The sequence below is a fragment of the Rhodococcus sp. IEGM 1379 genome (genome assembly GCF_030056815.1).
Classification (GTDB): Bacteria; Actinomycetota; Actinomycetes; order Mycobacteriales; family Mycobacteriaceae; genus Rhodococcus_F.
This window is the reverse complement of the sequence record NZ_JASHKR010000032.1, coordinates 22,368-42,595: the sequence shown is the minus strand read 5'-3', so window position 1 is coordinate 42,595 and position 20,228 is coordinate 22,368. Positions and strand designations below refer to the sequence as shown.

Sequence of the window (20,228 nt, the reverse complement as noted above, 5' to 3'; positions counted from 1 at the left end):
CTGAGGAACCTCCGATATCAGGCAATGATCGAATGAAATTGCCAGGGAATTCCCAGGTACCCATTTTCCGCTAATCTGGTGCGCGTTGTTGATTCCGACGCTCAGGAGATTGTTGTGTCCAAGCCGCCTGTCCTCAGATGGCGTCGGCGCATGCTCGGTCTCCTCGGTGTGGTTGTAGTTCTGGCGGTTCTCGGTGGTGCATCGGCATACTTCAGCCCGTGGCCAGGCACGCTGGCGATCCGATGGATGGCGGCCGGCAGCGCAGATTCGGTCAGTTCGACGCTCGACGAATTGGCGCCTTCCGGCATCACGACAGTATCGGATATGCAATATCGCGAGGGAGACCCTGATGCGATGCTCGACGCCTACTATCCGGCGGCGTCGACGCCGGCGGGGTTGCCTACCCTGATCTGGGCGCACGGCGGCAGCTGGATCTACAGCGATAAAACAGATTATTCAGGCTATTACGAGAGCTTGGCCGGTGAAGGCTTCACCGTCATCTCGCTGGACTATTCGCTGGGCCCGGACGCCATGTATCCGACGGTGCTGAGTCAACTCAACGATGCCTACCGGTACATCACTGACAACGCGGCCACTTTGCACGTCGATTCCGGCCAACTCTTTCTCGGCGGTGATTCCGCAGGCGCGCAGATTTCCAGCCAGATAGCGGCCATGGTCACCGATCCGGGCTACGCCGCACAGGTCGGCGTGAAACCTAGCCTCTCACCCGATCAGCTACGCGGCGTCGTTCTCGACTGCGGTGTTTACGACATGAACGAATTCCTTGCGCGGGAAGGCAAATTCGGCTGGACCGCAGACCGCGAATCCGTCTGGGCGTACACGGGAACCAAAGATTTCGAGAATTCTGTTGCAGTCCAGCAGATGTCGACGCTCAATTTCGTGACAGCAAAGTTTCCGCCGACATTCATCACCGGCGGCAACGTCGACGTTCTGACGGCGGGCCAGTCGAAACCGTTTGCAGACAAGCTCACCCGCCTCGGCGTCGACGTCGACGCGCTCTTCTATCCCGACGACTACCAGCCGGAACTCGATCACGAGTACCAATTCGATCTGGACACTCCGGACGGCCAGGTGGCATTCGACCGCACCGCAGTGTTCCTACACGAGCATTCTCAGTAGAGTTCTACTAGCGAATTACGTACGGCGAGATAGAACTTCGGTGTTCGCTGATGTCCAAGGCCTTACCCAGGGGAGGGAAGGCGCGCTGCGGGCAGTTCAAGCGTTCGCACACGCGGCAACCTGAACCGATGGGGGTGCCGGGGTTGGACTCGTCCAGATCCAGGCCGTCGCTGTAAACGAGGCGATGTGCGTGCCGGATCTCGCAGCCCAACCCGATGGCAAAGATCTTTTGAGGCTGACCGTAACGAGCGGCTCGACGCTCGACTGTGCGCGCGATCCAGAGGTACCGTCGACCGTCAGGCATCTGGGCGATCTGCGGCATGATCTTGCCCGGGTAGGAGAAGGTTTCGTACACGTTCCACAGTGGGCAGGTACCGCCGCTGGTCGAGAAGTGAAAGCCCGTGGCGGACTGACGTTTCGACATGTTCCCGGCGCGGTCAACGCGCACGAACATGAACGGTACACCACGCAATTTCGGTCGCTGCAAGGTCGAAAGTCGATGACAGATCGTTTCGTAACTTGCCGAGTAGAACGCTGACATTCGTTCGATGTCGTAGCGGAAGTCCTCGGCCACGTCGTGGAACTGGCTGTAGGGGAGGACCGTCGCCGCGGCAAAGTAGTTGGCCAGACCGAGACGGGCCAGCGATATCGACTCGTCGCTGGTGAAGTTGCCTTCCGCCACCAATGAATCGAGTAGGTCGCCGTGTTCGAGGTACGCGAGTTCGGTCGCGAACTTGAAGACCTGCTGCCCGCCGGAGAGGTGCGACGAGATTTCGAGGACCCGAGTGGTGGGGTCGTAGCGGTGCAAAATGTTCTCACCGAGATCGATGCGGCGAACAATCTGCACATCGTGAACAGTTTCGAGTCGACGGGCAATTTCGCCGGCAACATCGCCGCGGTGGAAGCGCAACCGTGCGGTCAATTCTTCGGCTGCAACGTCCAAGTCGTGAATGTAGTTCTGCCGTTGGTAGAAGTAGTCGCGTACCTCTTCGTGCGGCATGGTGATCGATCCGCTGCCGCTGCCGTCGGAAAACCGATCCTCGGTGGCTGCCGCGAGCTGCGCGGTGGTGTTGCGGAAGCGTCGGTGCATGTTGACCATCGCCTTGGCCAGGCCCGGGTGTGTCGACACCATTTCGGCGATCTCATGGGCATCTGCGTCGATACCCATTTCCTGGTCGAGCGCCACCTCTCGCATTTCGGCGATCAGCCGTGTGTCGTCCTGCGAGGAGAAGAACGTTGTGTCGACGCCGAAGACTTCGCTGATCCGCAGCAGGACAGGCACTGTCAGCGGTCTGACGTCATGCTCGATCTGGTTGAGATAGCTTGCCGATATCTCCAGAGTCTTCGCCAACGACGCTTGGCTCAGGCCGCGCTCGGTACGAAGCTGGCGGAGCCGGACACCGACAAAGGTTTTCGACATTTTGCCAGGATACGAGGGGTTGCGACGGTTCGCAATATTGGGTTTGCAGGCTTAGCTTCATTTCTTGTCGGTGGGTGCTGGCACTCTTGTAGAAGACCAACAGGTCGGTGTTCTTCGCCTCGTTATCAGGAGCAGAATTGACCAATCCGAATCTCACACTCATCGCTGTCTTGCTCGATCGTTCGGGCTCCATGAATTCGATCAAGTCCGATACCGAGGGCGGATTCGACGCATTCATAGCCGAGCAGCGTGCCCAGCCTGGCGAAGCAATTGTGACGCTCGCACAGTTCGATAACACCTACGAGCGGGTTTACACGAGCATTCCGATCGCAGATGTCCCGCCGCTGGATCTACGTCCGCGAGGCGGCACCGCATTGCTCGACGGCATCGGCCGCATCACCACCGAAATCGGCGAACAACTCGCCGCGCAACCAGAGGCGGAGCGGCCCGGCAATGTGATCGTCGTCGTGATCACTGACGGACACGAGAATCGAAGTGGGGAGTGGACTCTCGACGCAGTCAAAACGATGATCACGCGCCAGGAGGACGTCTATTCCTGGGACTACCTGTTCCTCGGTGCAAACATCGATGCGGTATCCGTCGGCAGACGGATGGGTTTCAAGTCCGAAAAGTCGATCACCTACGACGCCTCCAGCCAGTACGTCGGCGCCGCCTACGCGGTGACCGCCGACTATGTCAGTCGCAAGCGGGGCACCCCACTCGGCGCGCCCCGGCCGGCAGGATTCGGATTCGGATCGCTCCGCGACCAAAGTAGGGGTCTAAATTCCAGGGGTCGGAATTCTCCGACTTCCCTGATTACACGCGATTCTCCGATCGCGGTGCGCCCATACCCGGATCGATCTGGAACGGACCGCTCGACGACGGAGCGAGAGGGAAGTCGAAGATCGCGGTCGGTAGGTACACCGTCGAACAGGAATTGGGAATATCCACGACGCCAGAGAGGCGACCTTCGATCGGCGCTGCTCCCAGCAGGAGATACGCCTGCTCGGGAGCGTAGCCGAACTTCGTGAGGTATTCGATCGCGTGCAGGCAGGCCCGTTGGTAGGAGAGATGCGAGTCCAGATACTTTTGCTCGCCGTCCAAAGTTACGGAGGTGCCGGAGAATGCCAACCACTCGGAATACTGCGGATCTGTGTTGCCGGGCATGAAGATCGCATTCTCGAACACCCCGTAGGTGTCCATGCCGCCCTTGATGATGTCGACGCGAATGTCGATGAAGCCGCCCATCTCGATGGCACCGCAGAAAGTGATCTCACCGTCGCCCTGGGAGAAATGTAGGTCTCCCACAGACAGATTGGCACCGTCGACAAACACGGGATAGAAGATTCTGCTGCCCTTGGTCAGGTTTTTGATATCCTGGTTGCCTCCGTTTTCGCGGGGCGGCGCAGTGCGTGCGGCCTCGCCTGCCACTCGGGTGAACTCGTCGCCGGTGAGAGATCCGAGTACTGCGTCGCGAGGCTCCGGCGGAAGCGCCAGTGGGGGAACGCGATTGGGATCGGTGGCGATCAGGGCACCTTCGCGGGCGTTCCACTTGGCCAGCAACGCCGCCGACGGCGCAGTGCCCATCAGGCCGGGATGCACGATGCCGGTGAAGGATACGTGCGGAATGTGGCGCGAGGTTGCCGTCTGCCCGGAGAAATCCCACACTGCCTTGTAGGCGTCGGGGAACTGCTCGGTGAGGAAACCGCCGCCGTTGTTACGTGGGAAGATGCCGGTGTAACCCCAGCCCTGACCGGCCAACGGGCCTGAATCCTCTTGGGGGATAGGGCCGATATCGAGGATGTCGACTATCAAGAGGTCGCCGGGCTTCGCGCCTTCGACGGCAAACGGACCGGAGAGTGTGTGCACCGTGGTGAGCGGGGCGTTGAGAATGTCGTCGGCTGAATCGTCGTTGTGTATTGCGCCGTCGAACCATTCGCGGCAGTGAACACGAAAGGAGTCACCAGGTTTCACCGTCACTGCGGCGGGGATGTCGGGGTGCCAGCGGTTGTGTCCGACGATGGCCTGCTCGGTGAATTTCTTGGCGGAATCGAGGGGGAACAGCAACTCTGGCATACGGACTCCTCATTCTCGGAAAGACAATTAGGGGCGAGGTAGCTTGCGGTGCAACGGATTGGACGTCATCGGGGTGGGGGAACGCCGAGTGCCCGGTACCGAACCGCTGACCGCTGCCGGTTCATGCGCGGAACGGGCTGTGCTGTCGAGAAGGCCCATTGCCGTCGACGAGACATGGCTCAATCGTGGTGAGGAAACCATGCGTCGGGATTCGCCGTTGCACCGAGAGCACACGATGGACGCAGGAACCTCGGCCATCGCGAATGACCGCTCGACCGGCCCGCAGCCGGTACACCGAAACTCGTACAGGGGCATGCGGTCACGCTAGCGGAGGTTCCCGGAATGCGATACCGGAACGGATGCGTGCCTTAGCTTTGTTAGCGCAGATGTACCACTGCGCCGTCGCCGCCGGAGCAGGTGACGATTCCGCCGGAACTGGAGCACGCCATCCGGTAGTCCTTGCCGGTCACCGGACTACGGGCCTCCACCGTCTTCGATTGACCCTGGACGCCGGCATTCCCGTAGGCGCTGCGAACTGCTTCGGCAAAAGCACACGACGTGTTGGTCGAACCGATTGCCGACTCCCGGTATCCGCCGCTGACAGCACTGGCGCCGGGGCAGGCAGACGCTCCGGCCGGGAAACTCACCGCATTCGGCGTGGTTGTGGGAGCGGTGGTGGTAGTAGTGGGTTTAGTTGTGGTGGGACTGGTCGTGGTGGGGCTTGTTGTTGTCGGACGCGTAGTGCTGGGACGTGTGGTGGCTTGCACTGAAGTCAAAGGGGGAGAGGAGCTTTCGAGTGTTCGTGTCACGGACGGGACTCCGTCCGCCGCGGAGTTCGGAGCCTGCTTCGGCCAAAGAATGACTGCCAGTCCGCCGAACAGGGCGATCGCCGCGACAACGCACAGGGTGATCACCACGATCGTCCAACCCGGCTTGTTTGGCGGCGGTCCGCCCGGACCAGAGGGATACGACTGCGGCGTCGCCCGATACACAGGCTCACCCCCGTATCCGAGTTGAGGTGGCGTCGGGCCGGCCTGTGACCATGCCTGGTTGTCGGGTGTCGGCGACTGTGGCTCGGTCACTCCGTTACCGCCCGCAATGCAGGGAAGTGCGCGACATAGGTGCCTTACCTTCGAGCCTGCCTAGGACAAGCGGGATGAACCGGGAATCCCCACACTAATTTGCCGTAACCGACTTTTCCGTCGAATCGCGCGAAATTCGCCAATGTGCCGGTCCTCAGTGGACACCAATCTGCAATATCTGCGGGAATCCGCATCTGAGGGCCAGTTCTGTGCATTCAGGCACGGTTACGGAGAGGAGGGGGAGCGTGATTGCGGTCACTCCGAAGTGTGAATTGTTGCCGGGAACGGTGCTTTCGGCCTCGGATTTGCCGGCGGGGATCCAGGCCGTTGCCGTTGTGTGCATTTCGTTCACAGCCTGCAGGTTTCTTGCTACTGGCCAGTAGGAAACTTGTCCGATTAGCGCGCTTTGCCCACCACCTTTTATTCGCAAACTTAGCAAAGTGTATTGAAAAGATAGCGAAGATTGGCAGTAGCTACAGGTAGACGGCACTTTTTTGATGTGTCATTCTCGATGAGTACACAAGAAGGGCCTGGCAATGATGTGAAGCAGTACGGATGTACCGCTCACAACGGGCCGGACCAGTAGATCAAAGAGATGGAGTCTTGATGTCGACCACCGGCACCCCGAAGACCGCAGCAGAGCTCCAGCAGGATTGGGACACCAACCCTCGCTGGAAGGGCGTTACTCGTAACTACACGGCCGATCAGGTCGTCAAGCTCCAGGGCACCGTCGTCGAGGAGCAGACTCTCGCTCGCCGCGGCTCCGAGATCCTCTGGGATCTCGTGAACAACGAGGACTACATCAACTCCCTCGGTGCACTGACCGGCAACATGGCTGTGCAGCAGGTTCGCGCCGGCCTGAAGGCCATCTACCTCTCCGGTTGGCAGGTTGCCGGCGACGCTAACCTCTCGGGCCACACGTACCCGGACCAGAGCCTGTACCCGGTCAACTCGGTTCCGACCGTCGTTCGCCGCATCAACAACGCGCTGCTTCGCGCCGACGAAATCGCCAAGAACGAGGGCGACACCTCCGTCAGCAACTGGCTCGCTCCGATCGTCGCTGACGCCGAAGCCGGCTTCGGTGGCGCACTCAACGCCTACGAGCTGCAGAAGGCCATGATCGCCGCCGGCGCAGCAGGCGTGCACTGGGAAGATCAGCTCGCTTCGGAGAAGAAGTGCGGCCACCTCGGTGGCAAGGTGCTCATCCCCACGCAGCAGCACATCCGCACCCTGACGTCGGCTCGTCTGGCTTCCGATGTCGCGGACGTTCCGTCCGTCATCATCGCCCGCACCGACGCTGAGGCCGCAACCCTCATCACCTCCGACGTGGACGAGCGCGACCGCCCGTTCCTCGATGGAACCCGCACGGCTGAAGGCTTCTACGGCGTCAAGAACGGTATCGAGCCCTGCATCGCTCGCGCCAAGGCTTATGCACCGTACGCAGACCTCATCTGGATGGAGACCGGCGTGCCGGACCTCGAGGTTGCAAAGAAGTTCTCCGAGTCCGTTCGCAGCGAATTCCCGGACCAGATGCTGGCCTACAACTGCTCCCCTTCCTTCAACTGGAAGGCGCACCTGGACGACGCGACTATCGCGAAGTTCCAGAAGGAGCTCGGCGCAATGGGCTTCAAGTTCCAGTTCATCACCCTCGCAGGCTTCCACTCGCTCAACTACGGCATGTTCGACCTGGCCTACGGCTACGCCCGCGAAGGCATGACGGCATTCGTCGACCTGCAGGAGCGCGAGTTCAAGGCTGCTGAAGAGCGTGGCTTCACCGCCATCAAGCACCAGCGTGAGGTTGGCGCCGGCTACTTCGACACCATCGCCACCACCGTTGACCCCAACACCTCGACGGCAGCCCTCAAGGGCTCCACCGAAGAGGGCCAGTTCCACTAAGAACTGACACGTGGCGGGGGAGAGGCTCAATTTCGGGTCTCTCCCCTGCCTGTATCACCGCTCGATTTTCTCTTGTCTTCAAGGCAGTTCCGATTGCGTCGGCCACCAGTGTCGACGCGGTTCGAAGTGCTTCCCGCAACAACACCTCCACCAGACAAACAAGGAGCTGACGTGACCAGCGAAAAAATTCAGCGCGTCGGCGTTATCGGCGCCGGGATCATGGGTGCCGGAATCGCCGAGGTGTGCGCCCGCGCACATGTCGATGTTCTGGTCTTCGAGCAGACTCGCGAGCTTGCAGCAGCCGGGCGTTCACGCATTCTGCGTTCGCTCGACCGCGGCGTGAGCAGCGGAAAGATCACAGAACGTGAGCGTGAGCAGGCTGCATGGCGTCTGCGTTTCACCTCCGATCTGGGTGATTTCGCGGACCGCCAGCTCGTTGTGGAGGCCGTCGTCGAAGACGAGAAGATCAAGAGCGAAATCTTCGCAGAACTCGACTCCATCGTCACCGACCCCAACGCGGTGTTGGCGTCCAACACGTCGTCGATCCCCATCATGAAGCTGGGTATCACGACCAAGCGTCCCGAGCGTGTCATCGGAATGCACTTCTTCAACCCGGTTCCGGTTCTGCCGCTCGTCGAATTGGTGACGACGCTCAAGACCAGTGCTGCAGTGTCCGAGCGCGCCGAAGCTTTTGCCAGTGAGATCCTGGGCAAGCAGGTCGTTCGCAGTGCCGACCGCTCCGGCTTCGTCGTCAACGCTCTTCTGGTTCCGTACCTGCTTTCGGCCATCCGCATGGTCGAGTCGGGCTTCGCGACGAAGGAAGACATCGACAAGGCAACGGTTTTGGGCCTCGCGCACCCCATGGGTCCGCTGGCTCTGACGGACCTGGTCGGACTCGACACCGTCAAGTCCATCGCCGACTCCATGTACGAAGAGTTCAAGGAGCCGCTGTACTCCGCTCCGCCGCTGCTTCTGCGCATGGTCGAAGCCGGCTTGACCGGTAAGAAGTCCGGCGCGGGCTTCTACGAATACCCCGACAACGGTCGCGGCGCCAAGCAAGCAAGCTAAGGCCTTCGGCCCTGTGCGTCTTTGTGGTAGTTCCGACTACCACAAAGACGCACAGGGCGCATGCGCCCCTAGGTAAGAAAGGTCGACCGCATGTCCAGCAGCACCGCAGCATTCGGATCCAGCGTCCTGGGGTATCCGCGTATCGGGCCGCGCCGCGAGCTCAAGCGCGCCCTCGAGTCCTACTGGCACGGCAACTCCGACAAGGACGCACTCGTAGCGGTCGCCAAGGAACTTCAGGAATCTACCTGGAGCGAATTGGCTGCGACGGGATTGAGTCAGGTTCCGGGTAATACCTTCTCGTTCTACGACCACGTTCTTGACAACGCGTTGATGTTCGGTGCCGTCCCCGAGCGGTTCAAGCCGCTCGAAAGTTCTTTGGACCCACTCGATTTCTACTTCACGATGGCACGCGGACGTCCTGACTTCCCGCCGCTCGAGCTGGTGCGGTTCTTCGGAACCAACTACCACTACCGTCAGCCCGAGATCGACGCAGAGACGGCGTTCTCACTCCATTCGGAGACGCTGCTCGACGAGTTCGAACGCGCCAAGGCTCGCGGAATCGAACTGCGTCCCGTGATCATGGGACCGGTTTCGTTGCTCCTGCTTTCCAAGGTGGGGCCGGCAACGGAAGCGGTTGACCCCGATTTCACGCCGCTCGACCGTCTCGACGATCTTCTGCCCGTCTACGAGCAGCTGTTCGAGCAGCTCGCCAAGGCCGGCGCGACGTGTGTCCAGTTGGACGAGCCTTCGATGACAGAAGATCGCACCGCCGCGGAACTCGGTGCGCTGGGGCGTGCGTACGACAAGCTGTCACACGCACCGTTGCGTCCGCGTCTCCTGGTCACCGGACCGTACGGCAAATTCGGTGAGGCACTGAATATTCTGGCCGCGACCAAGGTTGAGGCATTCGGTCTCGATCTGGTGCACGGCAAGATCACAGCCGAAGAGTTGGCTGCGGTTCCGCACATCAAGCGCAAGCGCATCTACGCCGGTGTCGTCGACGGTCGAAACGTCTGGCGCGTCGACCGTTTCAACACTTTGACGTACCTCAACGAGCTCAAGGACGTCGTCCCGGATCTTGTTGTCTCCACGTCGTCTTCGCTGCTGCATGTGCCCTACGACGTGCTCTCGGAGTACGACATCCCCGGTGACGTCGCAGACCGTTTGGCCTTTGCCAAGCAGAAGGTCGGCGAGGTCGTTTCACTGGCGAAGGCGCTCACCGAAGGTCCTTCGGACCGGTGGAAGAAGCGTCCGACAAAGGTGCACTTCAAGCTCAAGCATGCAGTGCGTGCCCGGGTCAACGCCATCAAGCCGGAAGATCGGGTTCGGGCACCGTACGAGGAGCGTCGTAAGGCTCAGCAGGAACGGTTGAATCTGCCGCTGGTGCCGGCTCAGACCTTGGGCTCGTTCCCGCAGACCAACGAAATCCGCCAGGCGCGTTACGAACTCGGCGAGGGCCGGATGGCCTGGGACGACTACTACAAGCGCATCCAGGAAGAGATCGAACGCACCATCCGCCTGCAGGAAGACATCGGACTCGATGTCCTCGTGCACGGTGAGCATGAGCGCAACGACATGGTCCAGTACTTCGCCGAACTGCTCGAGGGCTATGCCTTCACGCACAACGGTTGGGTGCAGGCCTACGGATCTCGGGCTACACGTCCGCCGATTCTCTACGGCGACGTCGCACGTCCGAAGCCGATGACGGTCGAGTGGATTGCGTACGCGCAGTCGCTGACCGACAAGCCGGTCAAAGGCATGCTGACCGGACCGGTCACCATGATCGCCCGTTCGTTCGTTCGTCAGGACCAGCCGCTCTACGAAACGGCAGAGCAAGTGGCCCTTGTCATTCGAGACGAAATCGCGGATCTCGAAGCTGCCGGTATCGCCATCATCCAGGTGGACGAACCTGCAATTCGTGAACTGCTGCCACTGCGTGAGGACGGCCGGGAGGCCTACCTGGAGTGGGCCGTCGACGCGTTCCGTCTGGCAACAGGTGGGGCGAAGCCGGAAACACAGATCCACACACATCTGACGTACTCCGCTCGGTCGTCGGTGGTCGACGCCATCGAACGGTTGGATGCCGATGTGACGGCTATCGTCGCGACCCGCTCCATCACGTGGGTGCTCGACGCCCTGAAGGAAGGCGCGCTTACTCACGGCGTCGGCCCCGGTGTGTACGAATCTCGCTCGGCTCGGATTCCCGACATCGACGAGCTCGACGAATTGCTCACGGAGGCAAGCGAATCGATTTCCCTCGATCGCTTGTGGGCTAACCCGGACGGTGGACTCAAGACCCGCCACCCGTGGCAGCTCGAGCCTGCACTGCGCAACCTTGTTGCCGCGGCGCGGAGGTTGCGTCGCCGCGCGGAACGAGCGGAGAGCGTTCCAGAGTAGCGGAACAAGCGGAGAACGCAGCAGAGTAAGTATTAGATTCGACACCCGAAGGGGCCTGCAGTTTGCAGGCCCCTTCGGTCGCGAGTAGGCATGTACCCATGGTTACTGCTGCCGCTTACGCCGCGACGTCCGCTGATGGTCCGCTCGAGAAGACCACCATCGATCGCCGCGAGCTCGGTCCACTGGACATTCTCATCGACATCAAGTTCGCCGGCATCTGCCACTCCGACATCCACAGCGCCCGAAACGAGTGGGGCGGAGCAAGATACCCGCTCGTACCCGGTCACGAAATCGCCGGAATCGTTGCCGCGGTCGGTTCCGAAGTAAGCAAGCACAAGATCGGTGATCGCGTCGGCGTCGGCTGTTTTGTGGACTCGTGTGGTGAGTGCGATATGTGCCTCGCCGGTGAAGAGCAGTACTGCCGGACCGGAGTGACCGCAACCTACAACGCCAAGGGGCGTGACGGTGAGCGCACCCAGGGTGGCTATGCCACCAACATCGTTGTCACGGAACACTTTGTGCTCTCGATCCCCGACGGCATTGAACTCGACGTGGCCGCACCGCTCTTGTGCGCCGGCATCACGTTGTACTCGCCGCTTCGGCATTGGAACGCCGGGCCGGGCACGAAGGTTGCGATCATCGGATTCGGCGGCCTCGGTCACGTCGGGGTGAAGATTGCCAAGGCCATGGGCGCCGAGGTCACTGTCCTGAGCCAGTCACTGAGCAAGCAGGACGACGGATTCCGACTCGGCGCCGATCATTACTACGCCACGAAGGACGACGAAACTTTCAACACGTTGCGCGGTCAGTTCGATCTGATCCTCAACACAGTCTCGGTCAACCGCGACATCGACGCGTACATGTCGCTGCTGGCCCTCAACGGAACGCTCGTTGAACTGGGACTACCCGAGAAGCCCATCGAAGTTCGCGCATTCTCACTCGCTGCGAACCGTCGCAGCCTGGCAGGCAGCATGGTCGGCGGGATTCCGCAGACGCAGGAAATGCTGGACTTCTGTGCTGCGCACGGGATTGGCGCCGAGATCGAAGTGATCCCCGCGAGTGACATCAACACTGCTTACGAACGCGTGATCAAGAGTGACGTCAGATACCGGTTCGTCATCGACACAGCCACGATCTGACAACACAGTCGCAGCTAGTCGAGTTGCTCGCGGAGATTACTGAGAGTCTTCGCGAGCAACCTCGACACGTGCATCTGAGACACCCCGACCTTCTCGGCGATCTGCGTCTGCGTCATATTGCCGAAGAACCTCAGCATCAGCACAGTTCGTTCGCGCTCCGGGAGTTTTTCGAGCAGCGGACGTAGTGCTTCGTGATTTTCGACGTTCTCGAGTGCCGCGTCGTAATCACCGAGCGTTTCGACGAGGGGGAGGTCGTCGGTGTGGTTGGACGCCGCACCATCCACCGAAACCGTTTGGTACGCATTGCCGGCGATGAGGGCCTGAGCGACTTCTTCACGTTCGACGCCCAGCGTTGCCGCCAACTCGTCGACGGTCGGAGCATGGCCCAACTGTTGTGACAGTTCGCTGATGGCTTGACCGAGTTGGAAGTGCAATTCCTTCATTCGGCGCGGGACTCGGACCGCCCATCCGGTATCGCGGAAGTGTCGACGGACTTCGCCCATCACCGTGGGGACGGCAAACGACACAAAATCCGACCCGCGAGTGACGTCGAAGCGGTCTACTGCGTTGACCAAGCCGAGTCTGGCGACCTGGACGAGGTCGTCGTGTGCTTCCCCGCGGCCGTCGAACCTCCGAGCGATGTGCTCCGCCAGCGGCAGGCATCGCGTGATGAGCGCCGCCCGCACCCGTTCGTACTCGACACCTTCACGATCGAGTGTCCCGAGATTTTCGAAAACTGCTATGACGTCTCGGTATTCGTCCGTTGATCGTCGACGAGGCCGCGGTGAGCCGTCCGCGGGAGGCGTCACGGGCGCCTACCGTCGGCCTTGGTGAATTCCATGGTGGTGATGTAGCCGGATCCGTTGGGATCCGCTTCTTGGTCGAGGGAAATCGAATCGGTGAGCGCAGTCAGGATGTGCCAGCCGAACGAACGCTGGTCGCCACCGTCGTAGTCGGCCGTGGTGGTCGATACCGAGACGTGCAACTGCGGCGCGGTGAACACGAACCGGCAGACCAGTACCGAATCGGGGAGAGCGCGGACGATGAGGTGTGTGCAGACTTCGTCCATCGCCAGCCGGATGTCTGCGATGGTGTCGAGGTCGAAGTTTTCTTGTATTGCCACCGTCGCTGCGAGCGCACGCAATATCGACAGTTGGTCCGGGGTTGCCCGGATTCTCAACTCGACAACTGGCTGGGTTTGATCCTGCTCGGGCTCGATTGCGCTGAGATGTGCCATTAGTTCTCCGGATCGTCGTACCAGGAGTTGGCCGCGGCCTCTGGTGCGGTGAACGATACCCACCGATGCAATCACGGACACCCCAATACGGAAAATGACTACGCCGGTGCGCAGACTCTACAACGGGATTACCGCGTTCTGCCCTCCGTCAAACCACCTTCAAGTACCAAAATATTCGCAGATAGCGAACCGGACGCTCGCAACGCGGTTGTGACCTCCATCATCTCGGGGTACTGTTCGTAACCGAGGTTGAGCACACAGCCGATGAGGGAATATCCAGTCGTTCTTCATTCGTACATTGGCCCGAATATCGAGTGCGCCCTTGGATATCCCCCGTTTTCATGCAGAGTGTAAACCGTTGCGGGATGGGAGAACCATGACTGTTGTTCCTAGGACATCTGTTTCTGGCTTGACAAACTCAGGCTTGTCGGGCATTGGTAGAGGATCCGTCGACTACGGCCCGCCACCCTCTGCAACCTCCACTGCGTCGTTCCGCGCACACAAGGTTAGTGCCGATACGGTGGTCATTCAGGTTCGCGGCGAAATTGATCTGTTGAGTTCCAACGCTTTTCGTGACTATCTCTCGCATCATGTTGCAACCGACCGCGCGCTGGTCGTGGACATGTCGGACCTCGCGTTCATGGGAATGTGCGGTTTGTCTTCACTCTCGGTCCTTTCCACGTTGACACGTGATGCCGGCGGAAGTCTGGCGTTGATCTGCGGTCGACCGGTTCAGCGTCTACTCAAAGCTGCTGGTCAAGAATCCATGTTCGATTGCTACACAACGTTGGACAGTGCTGTCGGTATGGGGAACGCCAAGCGCCACCTCGCCTGAGTTGCTGCCAACGTATTACTCGAGGGCAAGTCGCTCACCTGCCAAGCTGCCTACCGGGCAGCTTGGCTTGGGTGAGCGACTTTGTGCGCTCGGGTGCGCGGCGGCGCAGTGACGCACCGACCGTAGGTTCGCACAACTTCACCGGCAACGTGATCCCACGAATACGATTCGCACGCACGCGATCTTCCCTCACGTGAGAATGACGCGCCTTCCTCGGCATTGTCGAAAAGGTGCCGCACGACTCGCGCTGTCTGAATGGGATTGTCGATGGGAACACGGTGTCCGGTCAGCCCGTCGACAACGGTGTCACGCAATCCACCGACAGGCGTTGCGACGACGGGAACCCCACACGCCATGGCCTCCAGCGCAACGATGCCGAAGGGTTCGTACCGCGGAGTGCAGAGCACGGCGTCCGCGGAACGCATCAGCTTGGGCAGCGAATGGTGCGGTACGCGTCCGAGAAGTTTGACTCGATCCTCGACGCCTAACCGTTCCGCGAGTTTCATCAATCCGATCGCAACGTCATCTGTGCGCAGGCCCGATGGCGGCGGGCCGCCGGCCACCACCAGTTCGGCGTCGGGCAGCGACGCGAGCGCTGCAATCGCCACGTCGAACCCCTTTTGCTCGACAAGCCTTCCGACGCAAAGCAATCGGTGTTCAGCTGTTCTCTTTGCCCGGGGTCCTTCCGGCGTGAATTGATCGATGTCGACGCCCGACGGCACGATGGTGGTGCGCGAGCGCGGCGATCCGAGTCGAACAAGATCGAACACTTCGTCGGAACTGGTGGCGATCACATGCGTCGCACCTCTGGCGACAAGTTGCTCCAGATGTGAACGTTCCGAGGGACTTTCGTCGGCAGCTCCGAGGTGGCGACGCTCGGTGACGCCCAGTGAATGAAAAGTCTGAAGAACCGGGATACCCAGGATTCGAGTGGCGAGTTCTGTTGCAATGCCTGACATCCAGTAGTGAGCGTGCACGACGTCGGGTCGGTCGATCATCCACATATTGCGTAGCTCGCCGCCGAACGTGCCAAGATGACGCAGCAGTTCCTGATCGGTGAGTACGCGCAGCGGACCGGCCTCCGCGTAGACGACGGTATAGCCACTGTCCGTCTGAACACGGGTCGGACCGGAGCTCTGCTTCCTGGTGTACACCGTAACTTCATGGCCGGCTCGGGCCAGCGCCGCGGAAAGCTCGTCGACGTGGAGATTCTGTCGTCCGGCCACAGAGTTTCCGACGGGTGCGAGCGGATCGGCATTTACCGACACCATGGAGATCTTCAGCATTCGTCCGGGTGCGATTGCGGGCGAATATGTCATCTGGACACCTCTCCGTTGACTGTGTGATCTGGGGATACCCGAAGCCCGTGATCTGAACCGGTGTTTCGCTCCGTGCCGGTCTGGGCACATTGCAAGCACGTGAGGTGAGGAGTGAGAATCGATGACCGAACAGGTACTTGTCGACGCGACCGTGGGACTAGGGTTTGAGCGCTACGTGCAAAGCGTGGCGGACAGCGTCGGTGCTGGAATTGAGCAGTGGTGTTGTCGAGGCGATCACCCGATGGAGGCGTATATCGCCCTTGATCGGACATTGCCGAGGTTCCCGGGGCGGGAAGTTGCCCTCCTGTGGGAGGAGACGTGCGGTTGGGCGCTGGCGGTGGAAACGAGGTCCGGCGAGGATCTGATCGTTCTGGGGTATCTCGGTGAAGAAGCAGTAGCATCGCCGGAGGTTGTCGCGAAATTTGCTGTGAGCGTTGATAGTTCGGGACACCGGCGTCTGCGGTGGATGACGGACCGGCCGCTGGCGGATTCCGACCGGACTGCTCGGATGCTCCGCGGATACGGACTTGCTGCCACGTAATTGCGTTCAGTTGAGCTACGCACTGGTGGACGCATCCATCAGCCGAAAGACGATATGCCCGCCCAGCGCTCCGCCGACACTGACTGCGGTCAGTCCGATCAGGGAGAGCAGGCGGGCTGAGCGTGGTTCACCGGTTTCGCAGGCGCGCAATCTGTACGACGCGATGAAGGACATGATCCCGATACCGTTCGCCGCTGCGTGAACCAATCCCACTCGCCGCGCGGTGTCACTGCGCTCGGACCAGTCGAGCCAACCCGTCAGGAGGACCGGGGGAGTGGTGATCAAGCCGAGGGCAATCAACCGTCGGGCCGTTTCCGGTTCTCTCACAAAGAAATCGAAGATGACCGACGCGGTCCAGGCTCCGGCGGGAACGGTCACCAGTGCTGGGTGCAACGGGTGACCGACAAGACTGCCGCGAAGTGCGTCGGCAATTTTCCTGGTGGTGGGTGTGCGGTCGACGGCGCCGAGGATTCGTCGTTGGATTCCTCTGGACGGACCGTCCAGTTGGTGTGCGGATTCGGCTCTGCGGTAAAGGTTTCCGATATCCATGTAATTCGGCTACCCAGAGCCGAGGTAAGGAAACCTCTTGTCGCCTGCCGGACCCCGGCGTACGGTCGAAGCCACTAGGGCTCCGACAGTAACGGGGACCTGACCGGAGGAGCCATCATGAAGCTCAATCTCTTTGCGGCGTGGGCGTCGTATTTCCTGGTTCTTGTCACCGTTGTGTGCCTGGGCGGATTTCTTGTCGCCGCCGGATCGGGCAACGGAGGCTGGGCACTGGTCGCCGGACTGACCGGCGTTGCCTGTGTTGTCGCTGCTGTTGCGCTGTACGGCGGAACCGTGCGGCACGATCACAAGGTGCACCGCGAGTCGCCGCACCTGTTCTGACGTCACGAATCTGCGAGTCGCGCCTTCTCGATCTCGACGTCGAAATCGGCCGGAGGCCAAGACAGATTCATCTTCTCGAATGCGTCGATGAGCAGTTCGGTAACGGCAATTCGGCTGTACCACTTGCGATCACACGGAACGATGTACCACGGTGCGTGTTCGGTGGATGTATTGTCGAGCATTGCCTGATAGGCGTCTTGGTATGCGGGCCATAACTTTCGTTCCGACACGTCGCTCGGGTTGTACTTCCAGTACTTCTCCGGACGGTCGAGGCGTTCCTGGAGTCGCTTCTTCTGTTCGTCCAAGGATACGAACATCGCGACCTTGATTATCGTGGTGCTGGTGTCGACAAGTTCCTTCTCGAACTGATTGATCTCGTCGTAACGCGCACCCCACACATTCGGCGGAACAAGATCGTGGACGCGTACGACAAGGACGTCCTCGTAGTGCGAACGGTCGAAGACACCGAGGTATCCGTTTCGGGGGAGCTGCTTCCGGATGCGCCACAAGAAGTGGTGCTTCTTTTCTTCGTCCGTCGGGACTCCGAACGACGCATGATCGACGCCTTGCGGATCGACGTGACCGATGACGTGGCGCATCATTCCGCCCTTGCCCGCGGTGTCCATCCCCTGCAGTACGAGCAGCACGGATCGGGTGTCTCCCGAGCGGCCGTTGGCGTACAACAACTCCTGCAGATCCGACAGAACGCCGCCGCGCTCTTCGAGCAACCGCTGTCCGTCAGCTTTGTTTCCGGTGAATCCGGGAGTGCTGTTTCGGTCTAGTTGTGCCAGTTCGAAGCCAGGCTGCGCCCGAAGAATCTTGGCGGCCGATGTTTCCCACAGCGAGTCGTTTGCCATAACTGGGAACTGTGCCACAGCAAACCTAGTTTGGTCAGTCGTTCTCGGGAACCGTCAACGGATGTGGCATCGACTTGAACTTGACCGGGGAACCCTTGACTGCCGCGATGCCGGTAATGCCGCCCCACGTCATCATCGTCAGGTAGTCGATCAACGATTCAGCGGACATCGACTTGTTGGAAATCCACCAGTGCGTCGCCAACTGGATGCCACCGACGATGCCGTAGGCCCACGGCAGCGATCCGCCGGAATCCATTTCCATCTCGCGGAGGCGATTGCCCAACACTGTGGACAGCAGTTCGGCGATCATTCGCTCGGACTCGGCAACCACGTCGCGATTGGCGCCGGCGCCGCTTGCCATCACGTAGAGATAGATCGACGGATCCGACGCAACAGTCTCGACATACGCAGTGATCGTGGCGTGGGTGAGTTCGAAATCGTCGAGTTCGTCGCTGATGGCTTCGTAGATGCGCGGCGCGAGAATGGTCTCGACGTACCGCATCATCGTGGCCGTCGTCAGGTCGCTCTTGTCCGCGAAGTAGCGGTAGAGAACGGTCTTGGAGACGCCGATTTCGGACGCGATCTCGTCCATGCCGATATCGCGGCCGCGTGCCCGGATCGCGGCGATGGTGCCGTCGACAAGCTCTTCGCGACGAGCGATCTTGTGCTCACGCCAGCGGCGCTTACGACCGTCGGACTTCTCGGGCTTTGCGTCAGCAACGACTGTGCCGTCTACCTGCTCATTGTCCTGCACAGCGTTCTTGGCCACGAGTCTTCTCATATCTGTGGTGATACCACGTTCGAGCGGTCTACATTCCCCTTCAGCTTAGTGTCCGCATGTTTTTGCCGGGCACGCACCTGCGGGGTTGGATCGGGCTCACGTACGCCTCTTGCCGCAATCTTTCGGCACAATGGCAAGGGTGCAGCAACTGAGCCTCTCCGCCTTCGACGATCAAGCCAAGCGTCGAGACCTTCGGAAGATGAAATTTTTTGCCACCGGGCTCCTCGTTTTCGCGACGGTGGTCTATCTGTTCTGTCGGTGGCAGGAATCTCGCGGAGCCGGTGCGTGGGTCGGATACGTGCGGTCCGCGTCGGAGGCCGGCATGGTCGGCGCGTTGGCCGACTGGTTCGCCGTCACAGCGCTGTTCCGTCATCCGATGGGCATCCCGATCCCGCATACCGCGATCATCAAACGCAAGAAGGACCAACTCGGGGCCAGTTTGAGTTCATTTGTCGGCCAGAACTTCCTGGCTCCCGACGTTGTGTCCGCGAAAGTGAAGCAGGCTCAGATTCCGCTGCGCTTGGGTACGTGGATGGCCGAGCCGGAAAATGCGGCCCGGATTGCGGCGGAGACGTCGACGATCCTGCGCGGCCTGGTCGAGGTACTGCGCGACGAGGACATCGCGCAGGTCATCGACAACACCATCGTCAAACGGCTGGCCGAACCGATGTGGGGGCCGCCCATCGGGCGCGTTCTCGGAGAGCTTCTCAAGGACAACAAGCAGTTGCCGATCATCGAACTGCTGGCCGAGCGCGCGCACCAATGGGCACTCGGTAGTCAGGAAACGATCGACCGGGTGATCCTGCGTGACTCGCCCGCGTGGTCGCCGAAGTTCGTCGACGCGATGCTCGGCGAGAAGATCTACAAGGAATTGGTCGAGTTCACGTGGAAGGTGCGGGCCAACCCGGAGCACGAGGTGCGGCTTGCGGCCAACCGGTTCCTGATCGATTTTGCGGACGATCTGCAGAACGATCCCGAGACGATCAAGAAGGCCGAGGGAATCAAGGCCGAGATCATGGGCCGTGAGGAAGTCACCGGTCTCGCGTCGGCGACGTGGCAGGTGGCCAAGCGGTTGATCATGGAATCGGTGGACGACCCGAACAGCACCTTGCGGACCAAGGTTGCCGAGAACGTCGCCGGACTGGGTGTGCGTCTGCGCGACGACGATTCGATGCGGAGCAAGGTCGACGGCTGGCTTGCCGCCGGTACGACGTACATCGCGGAGAACTACACCGACGAGATCACCGGCGTCATCAGCGACACCGTCGAACGTTGGGACGCGGAGGAGGCCAGCGAGAAGATCGAACTGCAGGTCGGCCGTGATCTCCAGTTCATTCGCATCAACGGCACTGTCGTCGGATCGATTGCGGGTCTGTTCATCTATACGTTCTCGACGCTGATCTTCGGCTGAGTTCTGGGCGTGCGTGTGATGTCCACCACGAGTGCTAGCAGTAGTGCTTGCAATAGTTAGCACCCTCTTCTATGGTGGGAAATGTCCACTGGAAAGGGAGGACGCAATGCCAGCGAAGTCGACGAACTCCGATGACGGAGA

Annotated in this window: 20 protein-coding genes; 9 read left to right on the top strand and 11 right to left on the bottom strand. The window is 60.6% G+C overall.

Translation table 11 applies throughout. The annotated features are described in order from the left end of the window. Window positions 1-78 precede the first annotated feature (78 nt). Window positions 79-1,140 carry an alpha/beta hydrolase gene (locus tag QM600_RS17670; RefSeq protein ID WP_349307273.1) on the top strand — a complete coding sequence of 354 codons (1,062 nt, stop codon included), beginning with the start codon at window positions 79-81 and terminating at the stop codon, window positions 1,138-1,140. A gap of 7 nt (window positions 1,141-1,147) precedes the next feature. On the opposite strand, the gene ramB is transcribed toward QM600_RS17670, so the two are convergent. The 5 genes from ramB to QM600_RS17645 form a co-directional block, all read right to left on the bottom strand. Then, window positions 1,148-2,560: an acetate metabolism transcriptional regulator RamB gene (ramB, locus tag QM600_RS17665; protein ID WP_243623053.1), complete on the bottom strand. Its 1,413-nt coding sequence runs from the start codon at window positions 2,558-2,560 to the stop codon at window positions 1,148-1,150. 350 nt (window positions 2,561-2,910) lie between these two features. Beyond that, window positions 2,911-3,330, bottom strand: a complete 420-nt coding sequence (locus QM600_RS17660) for a hypothetical protein (protein WP_283262790.1) — start codon at window positions 3,328-3,330, stop codon at window positions 2,911-2,913. Between the two features lie 46 nt (window positions 3,331-3,376). After that, a complete protein-coding gene (gene fmdA / locus QM600_RS17655) occupies window positions 3,377-4,636 on the bottom strand; it encodes a formamidase (protein ID WP_283262788.1) in 1,260 nt (419 codons plus the stop codon). A 27-nt stretch (window positions 4,637-4,663) separates the two neighbouring features. Continuing rightward, the gene (locus QM600_RS17650; RefSeq protein ID WP_283262787.1) at window positions 4,664-4,951 is read right to left on the bottom strand and encodes a zinc ribbon domain-containing protein; all 288 of its coding nucleotides are present in this window, start codon (window positions 4,949-4,951) and stop codon (window positions 4,664-4,666) included. A 62-nt stretch (window positions 4,952-5,013) separates the two neighbouring features. Then, a complete protein-coding gene (locus tag QM600_RS17645) occupies window positions 5,014-5,718 on the bottom strand; it encodes a hypothetical protein (RefSeq protein WP_283262785.1) in 705 nt (234 codons plus the stop codon). Window positions 5,719-6,324: 606 nt separating this feature from the next. Here QM600_RS17645 and aceA point away from each other — a divergent pair. From aceA to QM600_RS17625, 4 genes are all read left to right on the top strand, one after another. Then, window positions 6,325-7,614, top strand: coding sequence for an isocitrate lyase (gene aceA, locus QM600_RS17640; protein WP_283262784.1), 1,290 nt, complete (start codon window positions 6,325-6,327; stop codon window positions 7,612-7,614). 171 nt (window positions 7,615-7,785) lie between these two features. Then, complete coding sequence (locus QM600_RS17635) at window positions 7,786-8,682, top strand: 3-hydroxybutyryl-CoA dehydrogenase (RefSeq protein WP_283262783.1); 897 nt, start codon at window positions 7,786-7,788, stop codon at window positions 8,680-8,682. A gap of 90 nt (window positions 8,683-8,772) precedes the next feature. Continuing rightward, window positions 8,773-11,079, top strand: coding sequence for a 5-methyltetrahydropteroyltriglutamate--homocysteine S-methyltransferase (gene metE / locus QM600_RS17630; RefSeq protein ID WP_283262782.1), 2,307 nt, complete (start codon window positions 8,773-8,775; stop codon window positions 11,077-11,079). A 98-nt stretch (window positions 11,080-11,177) separates the two neighbouring features. After that, a complete protein-coding gene (locus QM600_RS17625; protein WP_283262781.1) occupies window positions 11,178-12,218 on the top strand; it encodes an NAD(P)-dependent alcohol dehydrogenase in 1,041 nt (346 codons plus the stop codon). 14 nt (window positions 12,219-12,232) lie between these two features. Here the strand turns inward: QM600_RS17625 and QM600_RS17620 are convergent, their stop codons facing one another. After that, window positions 12,233-13,027, bottom strand: a complete 795-nt coding sequence (locus QM600_RS17620) for an RNA polymerase sigma factor SigF (protein WP_283262780.1) — start codon at window positions 13,025-13,027, stop codon at window positions 12,233-12,235. Beyond that, entirely contained in the window at window positions 13,024-13,455 is a 432-nt protein-coding gene (locus QM600_RS17615; protein WP_283262779.1) for an ATP-binding protein, read from the bottom strand. The genes QM600_RS17620 and QM600_RS17615 overlap by 4 nt, the downstream gene beginning before the upstream one ends. 409 nt (window positions 13,456-13,864) lie before the next feature. On the opposite strand from QM600_RS17615, the gene QM600_RS17610 reads away from it, so the two are divergent. Continuing rightward, entirely contained in the window at window positions 13,865-14,290 is a 426-nt protein-coding gene (locus QM600_RS17610; protein WP_283262778.1) for an STAS domain-containing protein, read from the top strand. A gap of 50 nt (window positions 14,291-14,340) precedes the next feature. Here the strand turns inward: QM600_RS17610 and QM600_RS17605 are convergent, their stop codons facing one another. Further along, on the bottom strand, window positions 14,341-15,609 hold the full coding sequence (locus tag QM600_RS17605) for a glycosyltransferase (RefSeq protein WP_283262777.1): 1,269 nt from the start codon (window positions 15,607-15,609) through the stop codon (window positions 14,341-14,343). A 121-nt stretch (window positions 15,610-15,730) separates the two neighbouring features. Here QM600_RS17605 and QM600_RS17600 point away from each other — a divergent pair, with 121 nt between their 5' ends. Then, window positions 15,731-16,150: a DUF6292 family protein gene (locus tag QM600_RS17600; protein WP_283262776.1), complete on the top strand. Its 420-nt coding sequence runs from the start codon at window positions 15,731-15,733 to the stop codon at window positions 16,148-16,150. Between the two features lie 15 nt (window positions 16,151-16,165). On the opposite strand, the gene QM600_RS17595 is transcribed toward QM600_RS17600, so the two are convergent. Beyond that, the gene (locus QM600_RS17595) at window positions 16,166-16,699 is read right to left on the bottom strand and encodes a DUF2231 domain-containing protein (protein ID WP_283262774.1); all 534 of its coding nucleotides are present in this window, start codon (window positions 16,697-16,699) and stop codon (window positions 16,166-16,168) included. Between the two features lie 117 nt (window positions 16,700-16,816). On the opposite strand from QM600_RS17595, the gene QM600_RS17590 reads away from it, so the two are divergent. Further along, on the top strand, window positions 16,817-17,038 hold the full coding sequence (locus QM600_RS17590) for a hypothetical protein (protein WP_141210633.1): 222 nt from the start codon (window positions 16,817-16,819) through the stop codon (window positions 17,036-17,038). 2 nt (window positions 17,039-17,040) lie between these two features. Here QM600_RS17590 and QM600_RS17585 read toward each other — a convergent pair whose 3' ends face one another. Continuing rightward, window positions 17,041-17,895, bottom strand: a complete 855-nt coding sequence (locus tag QM600_RS17585) for a polyphosphate kinase 2 family protein (protein WP_283262773.1) — start codon at window positions 17,893-17,895, stop codon at window positions 17,041-17,043. A 34-nt stretch (window positions 17,896-17,929) separates the two neighbouring features. Next, complete coding sequence (locus tag QM600_RS17580; protein ID WP_283262800.1) at window positions 17,930-18,664, bottom strand: TetR/AcrR family transcriptional regulator; 735 nt, start codon at window positions 18,662-18,664, stop codon at window positions 17,930-17,932. Between the two features lie 151 nt (window positions 18,665-18,815). Between QM600_RS17580 and QM600_RS17575 the strand changes: the two genes are divergently transcribed. Continuing rightward, window positions 18,816-20,087, top strand: a complete 1,272-nt coding sequence (locus QM600_RS17575; RefSeq protein WP_176459564.1) for a DUF445 domain-containing protein — start codon at window positions 18,816-18,818, stop codon at window positions 20,085-20,087. The last annotated feature ends 141 nt before the right edge of the window (window positions 20,088-20,228 follow it).